The sequence below is a fragment of the Streptomyces sp. NPDC127119 genome (assembly GCF_042677425.1).
Lineage (GTDB): Bacteria > Actinomycetota > Actinomycetes > Streptomycetales > Streptomycetaceae > Streptomyces.
This window is the reverse complement of the sequence record NZ_JBHXTO010000107.1, coordinates 1-10,485: the sequence shown is the minus strand read 5'-3', so window position 1 is coordinate 10,485 and position 10,485 is coordinate 1. Positions and strand designations below refer to the sequence as shown.

The 10,485-nt window shown below is 72.0% G+C and carries 10 protein-coding genes; 4 read left to right on the top strand and 6 right to left on the bottom strand.

The window, feature by feature from the left end; genetic code table 11:
* The first annotated feature begins 648 nt into the window (after positions 1-648).
* Complete coding sequence (locus ACFVH5_RS32530; RefSeq protein ID WP_385837311.1) at positions 649-1,293, top strand: hypothetical protein; 645 nt, start codon at positions 649-651, stop codon at positions 1,291-1,293.
* 28 nt (positions 1,294-1,321) lie between these two features.
* On the opposite strand, the gene ACFVH5_RS32525 is transcribed toward ACFVH5_RS32530, so the two are convergent.
* The 3 genes from ACFVH5_RS32525 to ACFVH5_RS32515 all read right to left on the bottom strand — a co-directional run bounded on the left by ACFVH5_RS32525 (position 1,322) and on the right by ACFVH5_RS32515 (position 5,456).
* A complete protein-coding gene (locus tag ACFVH5_RS32525; protein ID WP_385837328.1) occupies positions 1,322-2,896 on the bottom strand; it encodes a serine/threonine-protein kinase in 1,575 nt (524 codons plus the stop codon).
* A 134-nt stretch (positions 2,897-3,030) separates the two neighbouring features.
* Positions 3,031-4,062, bottom strand: a complete 1,032-nt coding sequence (locus tag ACFVH5_RS32520; protein ID WP_107017970.1) for a hemolysin family protein — start codon at positions 4,060-4,062, stop codon at positions 3,031-3,033.
* Positions 4,059-5,456 (bottom strand): hemolysin family protein, encoded by a 1,398-nt coding sequence (locus ACFVH5_RS32515; RefSeq protein ID WP_385837310.1) that lies wholly within the window; start codon positions 5,454-5,456, stop codon positions 4,059-4,061. The genes ACFVH5_RS32520 and ACFVH5_RS32515 overlap by 4 nt, the downstream gene beginning before the upstream one ends.
* Before the next feature lie 326 nt (positions 5,457-5,782).
* Between ACFVH5_RS32515 and ACFVH5_RS32510 the strand changes: the two genes are divergently transcribed.
* Positions 5,783-6,787: a sporulation protein gene (locus ACFVH5_RS32510; RefSeq protein ID WP_385837309.1), complete on the top strand. Its 1,005-nt coding sequence runs from the start codon at positions 5,783-5,785 to the stop codon at positions 6,785-6,787.
* A gap of 10 nt (positions 6,788-6,797) precedes the next feature.
* On the opposite strand, the gene ACFVH5_RS32505 is transcribed toward ACFVH5_RS32510, so the two are convergent.
* Positions 6,798-7,268, bottom strand: coding sequence for a BlaI/MecI/CopY family transcriptional regulator (locus ACFVH5_RS32505; RefSeq protein ID WP_385837308.1), 471 nt, complete (start codon positions 7,266-7,268; stop codon positions 6,798-6,800).
* Between the two features lie 79 nt (positions 7,269-7,347).
* On the opposite strand from ACFVH5_RS32505, the gene ACFVH5_RS32500 reads away from it, so the two are divergent.
* Positions 7,348-7,923 (top strand): TerD family protein, encoded by a 576-nt coding sequence (locus tag ACFVH5_RS32500; RefSeq protein WP_385837306.1) that lies wholly within the window; start codon positions 7,348-7,350, stop codon positions 7,921-7,923.
* Positions 7,924-7,953: 30 nt separating this feature from the next.
* A complete protein-coding gene (locus ACFVH5_RS32495) occupies positions 7,954-8,163 on the top strand; it encodes a twin-arginine translocase TatA/TatE family subunit (protein WP_385837305.1) in 210 nt (69 codons plus the stop codon).
* 378 nt (positions 8,164-8,541) lie between these two features.
* Here ACFVH5_RS32495 and ACFVH5_RS32490 read toward each other — a convergent pair whose 3' ends face one another.
* Together ACFVH5_RS32490 and ACFVH5_RS32485 are read right to left on the bottom strand one after the other, a co-directional pair.
* Entirely contained in the window at positions 8,542-9,801 is a 1,260-nt protein-coding gene (locus ACFVH5_RS32490; RefSeq protein ID WP_385837304.1) for a cation:proton antiporter, read from the bottom strand.
* Positions 9,802-9,804: 3 nt separating this feature from the next.
* A complete protein-coding gene (locus tag ACFVH5_RS32485; protein ID WP_210881575.1) occupies positions 9,805-10,290 on the bottom strand; it encodes a cation:proton antiporter regulatory subunit in 486 nt (161 codons plus the stop codon).
* Between the last annotated feature and the right edge of the window lie 195 nt (positions 10,291-10,485).

Below are 10,485 nucleotides of genomic sequence, written 5' to 3'. Positions count from 1 at the left end.
CCTGGGTGGGGCGGCCCCCCGCGGGGTGGGCCCCCCCGGCGGCGACCGCACCGCCCTTCCACGCCGCCCCCCGGCAGCGGTGTCAGGGCATGAGATCCCTCGTCGGTTCGCGGCGGCACGCGGGAGTGCACCGTCGGCGGGTCCGCAAGGGACATGTGGACAGGGGCCCGCTCGCAAGGGAAGCGGCGGGGAGCGGAACTGGCTCGGCGTTCTCGATCGCCTCGTCCTGGCGCCCGGGGATCAGGGGCTGGTGCACCCGGGGGCCGGGGGCGCGAGGGAAGCCGTGAACCACGGCTTCGTCGTCATCGGCGGGCTCGGGCCCTGACCACGAGGTCCAGGTGAGCCTCACTCACATTCTGTTCAGAGCGTAGGCGAGACCGGCGGCCCTGCACAGCCCTGTGAACCGTCGTCCGTCGGACAAAGCCGTCCACGGCCCCACGGCCCTGGGCACGAGTGTTCCAGGGGTCCCCCGTCCACCTTCCTTCCCGCTCCCCTCTCCCCTTGCCCGGCCGCGCGACACCGCCGGCGGCCGTCCCGAACATGACGGAGCATCACCCACCCTTACGGAGGCCCCGTTTACCACGGCGGCTCCTGCTGTGATGATGCCGAGTCCGGGGATACCCGTCCCGCGGCCGGGGGGAGGCCCGTATGGCTGAGGTGTACTTGCGCAGACTGTCCCGGTGGCAGGCGGAGCAACAGCGGGACGCCGTCGCGGACGTGTACGTCAGCGCGTACCGGGGCGCGGCGGGGGCGGAACACCGTGACCGTCAGGGCTTCCTGCACCGGCTCGAGCAGCATGTGCAGCACACCGGCTTCGACATGATGGTCGCCGACACGGCCGGGACGGTCGGCTGCGCGTACGGGTTCCGGGTGCCGCGTACGGGCGAGTGGTGGTCGGACTTCCAGGGTGAGCTGCCGAGGGACATCGAGGAACTCACCGCCTCGGGCCGTACGTTCCTGCTCGCCGAACTGATGGTGCTGCCGGTCCACCGCCGCCGCGGCATCGCCACCCGCCTGGTCGAACGGCTGCTGATCCGGCTCGACGCCGATCTGGTCGTCGCGGCCACCGGCCGGGCCACGGACCACCCCTCCGGCGGCCCCTCCGGCGGCACCGGGGACGGCGCGGACGGGGACGGCGGGTCACCGGGCGCCGCGGCGGAGGCGTTCCGCGCCTGGGGATGGTCGAGGTTCGGTGTCCTCGGCCCGCACATCGCCCCGGACACCGCTTTCGGCGGCGCTTCCGGCGCCGACTCGATGGCCGGGGAGGTCTGGATCCGCAGACCGCTGCGGTGACGTCACCCCGCCCGGCGACCGGCTGCCGTCAGTGGACGCGGAAGCCGGCCTTGACCTTGTCGAACACCGGGCGGTGCGTGTCCCACCGGGCCTCCGGCGCCGAGAGGTAGATGTCGTACTCGGTGCCGCCCTCTTCCCCGAACCCGAAGTCGATGGCGCGAAAGGCCCGTACCCGGCCCTCGAAGGTGAACTCCCAGACCGCCGCGGGCTGCCCGCGGAACGTGGTGCGCAGCATCCGCAGTTTCCGGTACGTGTCGTAGTTGAGCTTGGTGTTGGCCTCTATGTTCTCGAAGTGCGTCTCGGGGTTGTCGCCCGCGGGGTTCACGGTGTTGACCGTGAGCCCGACCAGGCCCGACTCGTCGGTGTAGGTGACCTGTTCGGCGGTCGCCTTCGCGTCGTCGCGCCGCCACCCGTCCGGTACGGGGAAGGAGGCGCCCAGCTCCTTCTCCTCGACCAGGTGGAAGCCCTCGGGCACGGCGGGCGGCCGGGAGCCGGTGGGAGATCCGTCGGGTGAGGGGGAGACCGCCGAGTCCCGTGTGCCGTCCCCGTGGTCGGCGGACATCACGTAGAGCCCGCCCGCCACGGCCGCCGCGGCCAGCGCCACGGCCACCGCGCTGCGGACGACCGTGCGTCTCCTGTTCCCGCGTCCGGCGGCGGGGAGGGTGTCACCGACCGAGGTAGCCCGTCCGGTCACCTGCCCGGTCACCGGGCCCGCGACGGGTCCGGTCACGGCCTCCGCCCCCGCATCCACCGGCGCCGACCGCGGCTCCGGCCCCACCGGTACCGCCCCCGAGACGACCGCCCGCAGCGCCCGCTCGGTCTCGTCCGCCGACGGGCGCTCCCGCGGGTCCTTCGCCAGCAGCCGCGCGATGAGGGGTTCCAGCGGCCCGGCCCGCCGCATGGGGGCGAGCGGGTCGACGGCTATGGCGTACGCGGTCTCCACCGCCGTGTCCTTGCGGAATGGGGGCCGCCCCTCGACAGACTGGAAGAGCGTCGCCCCCAGGGCCCAGAGATCCGTGGCGGGGCCGGGCTTCTCGCCCTTCATGCGTTCGGGCGCGATGTAGTCGACCGATCCGACGAGTTCGCCGGTCTTGGTCAGCGTCGAGGTGCCGGTCGTCATGGCGATGCCGAAGTCGGTGAGCACCACCCGGCCGGCCGCGTCGAGGAGTACGTTGCCCGGCTTCACGTCACGGTGCAGCACCCCGGCCGCGTGCGCCGCCCGCAGCGCGGCGACCATGCCGAGGCCGACCCGGGCCGCCTCCGCGGGCGGTACGGCCCCGCCGTCCTTCAGCACCGAGCCCAGGTCGGTGCCCGGGACGTACTCCATGACGATGCAGGGCAGTCCGTCGTCGTCCACGACGTCATGGACGACGACCACGTTCGGGTGGGCGATACGGGCGGCGCTGCGCGCCTCGCGGCGGGTGCGTTCGTGGACGGTGGCGAGTTCGTCGTCGGTCAGGTGGTGTTGGGCGTGCAGCCGCTTGAGCGCGATCTCGCGGCTGAGGGTCTCGTCCTCGGCCCGCCACACGGTGCCCATGCCGCCGCGGCCGATCCGTTCGATCAGCCGGTACCGTCCGGCGACCAGCCGCCCCTCGTCCGACACCACGCGCCTTTCGCAGACCTCTGCCGACGTACTTCCCGTTCGCAGCGATTCATGTTCGAAGTACCGCGGGTTGTGAGTACCGCATGTTCGAACATGAATCGCCACGATAGTCGCAGTGGTCAACAGGGCACTGTTCAGACCCCCGCGGGTGACGGTCCGACCAGCTCCGACAGGACGTCCTCCATGGTGACGAAGCCGAGGACCTTGCCCGCCTCGCCGGTGACCGCCGCGAGATGACTGCCCGTGGCCCGCAGCGCGGTGAGCGTGTCGTCGAGCGGGGTGTCGATACGGACGCGGGTCACCGGGTGCAGGGCGCTCCGCGGGAACGGCCGGTCCCGCTCGACGACACCGAGGGTGTCCTTGATGTGGAGGTAGCCGAGCAGCGTGCCGTCCCCGCCGGTCACGGGCAGCCGCGAGAAGCCGGCCTCCGCCGCCGCGCGTTCCAGCCGCGCCGGGGTCACGGTGTCGTCGACCGTGCGCATCCGCTGGGCCGGGACGAGGATCTCGCCGACCGGGCGGGTGCCCAGCTCCAGTGCGTCACGCAGCCGTTCGCCGTCCGCGGCCGTCAGGAGCCCGGCCTCGCTGGAGTCGACGACCATCCGGGCGAGCTGGTCGTCCGTGAACGCCGACTCCACCTCGTCCTTGGCCTCGACGCGCAGCAGTTTCAGCAGGGCGTTGGCGAAGGCGTTGATCCCGAAGATGAACGGCTTCAGGGCCCGGGTGAGGGCCACCAGCGCCGGGCCGAGGAGCAGCGCGGTCTGCGCGGGCGCGGCGAGCGCGATGTTCTTCGGGACCATCTCGCCGAACAGCATGTGCAGATACGTCGCCACGGTGAGCGCGATCACGAAGGCGATCGGGTGCACCAGGCCGTGCGGGATGTGCGCCGCCTCGAAGGCGGGCTCCAGCAGATGCGCGATGGCCGGTTCGGCGACCGCGCCCAGCACCAGCGACGAGACGGTGATGCCGAGTTGGGCGGTCGCCATCATCGCCGAGATGTGCCGCAGACCCCACAGGGTCATCCGGGCCCGCTTGTTGCCCTCCTGGGCCAGCGGCTCGATCTGACTCCTGCGTACGGAGATCAGGGCGAACTCGGCGCCGACGAAGAACGCGTTGGTCAGCAGGGTCAGGGCGCCGATGAGCAGTTGGATCGTGGTGGATGTACTCATCGTGACTCCCGCGCGCTCTGGCCGACCGGTTCGCCGTCGTGACCGCCGTCGTGCTCTGCGTCGTGACCGTCGTCGTGATCGCCGTCCGGCTCGGCGGCCGGTCCGGTGATCCGGACGCGGTCGGCCCGGTGGTGCTCCACGGCGAGGACGTCCAGCCGCCAGCCGCCCAGGTCGAGGACGTCGCCCTCGGCCGGGATGCGGGCCAGCCGGGTGGCGACCAGGCCCGCGACCGTCTCGTACGGGCCGTCCGGGGCGCGCAGGCCTGTCGCGGCCAGCTCGTCCAGCCGTACGCCGCCGTCCGCGTCCCAGGCCGGCCGGCCGTCCGCCGTGGCGGGGGCGGGCAGCAGGTCGGGGATCTCGACGGGGTCATGCTCGTCGCGGACCTCGCCGACGACCTCCTCCACGATGTCCTCCACCGTGGCCACCCCGGCCGTGCCGCCGTACTCGTCGATGACGACGGCCATCGTGCGGGCCGTGCGCATGCGCTCCAGAAGACGGTCGGCGGGCAGGCTGTCGGGCACCAGGAGCGGGGCCGTGGCCAGCTCGGTGACGGGGGTCGTGGCCCGGTCGCCGGGTTCCAGGGCGAGTACGTCACGGATGTGGACCGTGCCGACGACCTCGTCCAGGCTGTCGCGGTAGACCGGGAAGCGGGACAGACCGGTCGCGTGCGAGAGGTTGGCGGCGTCGGTGGCCGTGGCGTGCGCCTCCAGCGCCCGTACGTCGACGCGCGGTGTCATCACGTTCTGGGCGGTCAGTTCGCCCAGGTGCAGCGTACGGACGAACAGTTCGGCGGAGTCCGGCTCCAGGGCCCCCTGGGCGGCCGAGTGCTGGGCCAGCGCGACCAGTTCCTCCGGACCGCGGGCGGAGGCCAGCTCCTCGGCGGGCTCCAGCCCGAAGCGGCGTACGAACCGGTTCGCGGTGTTGTTCAGGTGCCGGATGAACGGGCCGAACGCGGCCGTGAAGGCGCGCTGCGGTCCCGCGACCACCTTGGCGACGGCCAGCGGGCGGGAGATCGCCCAGTTCTTCGGGACCAGCTCGCCGACGACCATCAGGACGACGGTGGAGAGGACCACGCCGAGCAGGGTCGCCGTCGTGGAGGCCGCGCCGCCCAGGCCCACCGACCTGAGCGGGCCCTCCAGGAGGACGGCCAGCGAGGGTTCGGCGAGCATGCCGATCACCAGGGAGGTGACGGTGATGCCCAGTTGGGCACCGGACAGCTGGAACGTCAGCTTCCGGACGGCCTTCAGCGCGCCGTCCGCGCCGCGCTCGCCGGCCTCGGCCGCCCGCTCCAGATCACCGCGCTCGACGGTGGTCAGCGAGAACTCGGCCGCCACGAACACCGCGCAGGCCAGCGTGAGCGACAGGGCGAGCAGAAGCAGCAGGATCTCGGTCACCGTGCCACCCCCGCTCCCGTACGCACACGTCTCGGGCCGGGGGTGGCACGGCTGGTACTAGGAGGTTCACCCATGGTGGAACCGTTGCTCCTTCGTCGTCGTCTGGCGTTCGAACCAGTGTAAAGGAATCGCAAAGTAAGTGGTCCAGAGGTGCCGGTCACGAGTGGCACAGCTCACGTTCTCCCAGGTGAGGTGGGGGCGGGGGTGCCTGATTCCGGTACGGCGGGCCGCCCTTAACCTCTACATGTACGTAGAGCACGACCGCGTACAGGTACGCGGAGCACGGCCCGGCACGACCACCCGCACATGAAGGAGTGGACCCCTCGATGGTGTTCAAACGGCTGCTCGGATCACTCGGCGTGGGCGGCCCCACGGTGGACACGGTCCTGAGCCCCGCCCCCGCCCTGCCCGGCGGGACCCTCTCCGGCGAGATCCGGCTCAGAGGCGGCGGCTCGGACGTCGACATCGAGCACGTCACGCTGGAACTGGTCGCGGGCGTCGAGGCCGAACACGAGGAGGGGGAGAGCGGGAGCGGGGTCGTCTTCGACCGCTTCACCGTCGGCGGCGGCTTCCCGCTCGCCGAGGGCGAGGAGCGCACCGTCCCGTTCACGGTCACGCTCCCCTGGGAGACCCCGGTCACCGAGCTGTACGGGCAGGAGCTGGGCATCACCCTCGGCCTTCGTACGGAACTCTCGGTGGCGGGCGCGCGGGACAAGGCCGACCTGGACCGGCTGACCGTGTCGGCCCGGCCCGTCCAGGAGGCGGTCCTGGAGGCCTTCGGGCAGCTCGGCTTCGGCTTCAGGTCCGCGGACCTGGAACTCGGCCGGATCGGCGGCACGGGCCAGCAGCTCCCCTTCCACCAGGAGCTCGAACTCACCCCGTCGCCCGCCTACGCCCACGCGGTCAACGAGATCGAGGTGACCTTCCTCGCCGCCCCCACCGGCGTGGAGGTGGTCCTGGAGGCCGACAAACGCGGCGGCCCCCTCTCCTCCGGCGACGACACCCTCACCCGGTTCACCGTCTCCCACGAGGGCGTCGGCCACCAGGACTGGAACACCGTGGTCGACGGCTGGGTCCGGGAACTGGTCGAACACCGGGAGTCGTACGACCCCGACGCGGCGTACGGCCACGACCGGCACGAGGCGCACGAGCGGTCGCGTCCCGGCATCGGCGCCGGGGTCGCCGCGGGTGCGGCGGGGCTCGCCGTCGGGGTCGCCGGCGGACTGGTGGCGGCGGAGATCGCGGACGAGGTGGGCGACTCCTTCGAGGGGGACGACGAGGAGCAGGAAGAAGGGCAGGAGGAAGGGCAGGGGGAGCAGGAAGAGGGCTGACGGCTCCCCGTCACCCATGAGACCCACTCCGCACGGAGGGTGACCGTACGGAGGACGACTGCGCGGAATGCGACTGTGCGGAGGGCGACGCCCAGTCGTCCCTCTCCCCGCCGGGATGGGCCAGCAGTTCACGCAGCAGCCGCTCGTCGTCCGGCTCCAGCGACGTCACGAAACTGGCGAGCACGGCCTCCCGGTCCCGCTCCCCGTCCAGCACCTTGCGCATCCGGCGGGCGGCCAGACCCGCCTCGTCCGACGCCGGGGTCCACGCGAAGGACCGGCCGACGCGCTCACGCGTCACCGCTCCCTTGGCCAGCAGCCGGGTCAGGATCGTGATGACGGTCGTATAGGCGAGATCGCCACCCAGCCGCTCCTGCACCCAGCCCGCCGTCGCGGGCCCGTCCGCCGCGCACAGGGCCGACAGGACCTGCGCCTCCAGCTCACCCTGCCCCCGCCGCGGGGGACGCTGCCGTCGGTCCGTCACGTCCTGTCTCCTTCCTTATTTTCTACAGTGCTGTAGATTCTGCCCCACGAGGAACGTTCGCACCAATAAGGAGATCGGCGTGGGAGTTTCCCTTTCCAAAGGCGGCAATGTCTCGCTCAGCAAGGAGGCGCCGGGCCTGACGGCCGTGCTGGTCGGCCTCGGCTGGGACGTACGGACCACGACGGGCACGGACTACGACCTCGACGCGTCCGCGCTGCTGGTCGACGAGTCGGGCAAGGTCCTCTCCGACCAGCACTTCATCTTCTACAACAACCTGAAGAGCCCCGACGGTTCGGTCGAGCACACCGGTGACAACCTCACCGGCGAGGGCGAGGGCGACGACGAGTCCGTCAAGGTGAACCTGGCGACCGTGCCGGCCGAGGTCGCGAAGATCGTCTTCCCTGTGTCCATCCACGACGCCGAGGCCCGCGGGCAGAGCTTCGGACAGGTCCGGGGCGCCTTCATCCGCGTCGTCAACCAGGCGGGCGGCGCCGAGATCGCGCGCTACGACCTGTCCGAGGACGCCGCCACCGAGACGGCGATGGTCTTCGGCGAGCTGTACCGCCACGGCACCGAGTGGAAGTTCCGCGCGGTCGGCCAGGGATACGCCTCCGGGCTCTCCGGCATCGCCTCCGACTTCGGCGTCGGCGTCTGACGGCGGCGGGCCGAAGGGGAGAGGACGCACATGTTCGGACTGAGCGAGCTCGCCGTCATCCTCGTCGTCGTCATCGTCGTCCTGGCCGTGAAGAAGGGCCCGGACCTGGCACGCTCGGCGGGCAAGTCCGCGCGCATCCTGAAGGCTGAGAAGAGGGCGGCGACGGAAACTGCGGAACCGGGCGCTCCGCGGGTGGTGGAGGGGGAGGTCGTGCCGCCGGAGGGGCCGCCTCGGGGCTGAACGGAGGCTGAACGGGGGCCCGTTTTCGGCTGCGGGCCGGTGGGGGCGGGCCGCGCAGTTCCCCGCGCCCCTGAGGTGCGTGGAGGCGAAGGCGCGTTTCCGACCGCCGGCCGGACGTGGCTGAGCGCGCCGTTCCCCGCGCCCCTTAGGTGCGTGGGGGCGGGGGCACAAAAGCCTGGGCGCAGCCCGGCTTTCAGGGGCGCGGGGAACTGCGCGACCAGCCCCCACCGACCCGCACCGGACACACAGCCGAACCCCCACTCACCCCAGGGGCGCGGGGAACTGCGCGACCAGCCACAACCGGCCCGCACCGGACCGGCAACCGGGTGGTCCCCCCACCCACTCAGGGGCGCGGGCAACGGCGCGGCCAGCGCCTCGTTACTTTTCCGCCGGGGCGTCCGGGGTGGGGACCAGGTCCCTGTCCTGCGCCTCGTCCAGCCCGGACTCAGGCTCAGACTCCGGCTCCGCCGGCCGCGCAGACCGCCGCCCACCCAGCAGCGCGGCCACCGGCTCGGTGTACCGCGCGGTCAGCGGCCCCACGATCACCAGAATCAGCACGTACGCCGTGGCCAGCGGCCCGAGCCGCGGCTCGATACCGGACGTCACCGCCAACCCCGCGATCACGATCGAGAACTCGCCGCGGGCGACCAGCGTCCCCCCGGCCCGCCACCGCCCCTTCGCGGAGATCCCGGCCCGCTTGGCGGCCCAGTACCCCGTCGCGATCTTCGTCCCGGCGGTGACCACGGCCAGCGCCAGCGCCGGCAGCAGCACCGGCGGAATGCTCGCCGGGTCCGTGTGCAGCCCGAAGAAGACGAAGAAGACGGCGGCGAACAGGTCCCGCAGCGGCGACAGCAGCCCGTGCGCCCCTTCCGCCACCTCCCCCGACAGCGCGATCCCGACGAGGAACGCCCCCACGGCCGCCGACACCTGCAGTTGCTGCGCCACACCGGCGACCAGCAGGGTCAGTCCCAGCACCACGAGCAGCAGCTTCTCGGGGTCGTCGCTCGACACGAACCGGGAGATGTGGCGGCCGTACCGCACCGCGACGACGAGTACGAGCCCGGCGACACCGAGCGCGATGGCGAGCGTGGCACTGCCCGCCGCGAGACCCGCACCGGCCAGCAGCGCGGTGATGATCGGCAGGTAGACCGCCATGGAGAGGTCTTCGAGGACCAGGATGCTCAGGATCACCGGAGTCTCACGGTTGCCGAGCCGTCCCAGGTCGCCGAGGACCTTGGCTATGACACCGGACGAGGAGATCCAGGTGACGCCGGCGAGGACGACGGCGGCCACCGGCCCCCACCCGAGCAGCAGCGCCATCGCGGCGCCGGGCAGGGCGTTCAGGGCGGCGTCCACGAGGCCCGCCGGGTACTGGGTCTTGAGGTTGGAGACCAGGTCGGTCGCCGTGTACTCCAGTCCGAGCATCAGCAGCAGCAGGATGACGCCGATCTCCGCGCCGATCGCGACGAACTCCTCGCTGGTGCCCAGGGGCAGCAGCCCGCCCTCGCCGAAGGCCAGTCCGGCCAGCAGGTAGAGCGGTATCGGCGAGAACTGGAAGCGTCCGGCGAACCGGCCGAGCAGCCCGAGACCGAGGATGATCGCGCCGAACTCGATCAGGAAGACCGCTGATGAATGCACGTGTCACTCCCTTCCGAGTATGGTCGCGGCCGACTCCACGCCCTCGCGGGTGCCGATCACGATGAGGGTGTCCCCGCCGGCGAGGCGGAAGTCCGGCGCCGGCGAGGGGATGGCCTCGGCGCGGCGCAGTACGGCGACGATCGAGACGCCGGTCTCCGTACGCATGCAGGTCTCGCCCAGCAGGCGTCCGTTCCAGTACGAGGTCGACGACAGCTCGATGCGTTCGGCGACCAGGCCCAGCTCGGTCGTGGACAGCAGGCTGGGGCTGTGGTGGGCGGGCATCAGGGCGTCGATGAGCGCGTCGGACTCTCCCGCGGAGAGCCGGACGGAGAGGGCGCAGGCGTCCGGGTCGTCCTTGCGGTACGCGCTCAGCGTGCGGCCTCCGTCGCGGTGCGCGACCACGGAGATGCGGCGTTGTTCGCGGGTCGTGAGGTCGTACCGCACCCCGATTCCCGGCAACGGCGTACTGCTCAGGCGTGGAGTGCCCATGGCTGGTCCCCTGTCCGATGTCGATCTGCTGATCCGTCAACCCTACGGCGCCCCACAAACCACTCCCGCCTGCGTCCCGGCGGGGGCCGTTCCCCGCGCCCCTGAGGAGGTGGGGCCTGGGGCACGCTTCCGACTGCGGGCCGTGCGTGGCTGAGCGCGCCGTTCCCCGCGCCCCTGAAAAACGGGGCTGCGCCC

Excerpts from the sequence above, each read along its gene's own strand:
- ACFVH5_RS32530 (WP_385837311.1), top strand. The coding sequence starts at position 649 with ATGGCTGAGGTGTACTTGCGCAGACTGTCCCGGTGGCAGGCGGAGCAA.
- ACFVH5_RS32520 (WP_107017970.1), bottom strand. The coding sequence starts at position 4,062 with ATGAGTACATCCACCACGATCCAACTGCTCATCGGCGCCCTGACCCTG.
- ACFVH5_RS32510 (WP_385837309.1), top strand. The coding sequence starts at position 5,783 with ATGGTGTTCAAACGGCTGCTCGGATCACTCGGCGTGGGCGGCCCCACG.
- ACFVH5_RS32495 (WP_385837305.1), top strand. The coding sequence starts at position 7,954 with ATGTTCGGACTGAGCGAGCTCGCCGTCATCCTCGTCGTCGTCATCGTC.
- ACFVH5_RS32485 (WP_210881575.1), bottom strand. The coding sequence starts at position 10,290 with ATGGGCACTCCACGCCTGAGCAGTACGCCGTTGCCGGGAATCGGGGTG.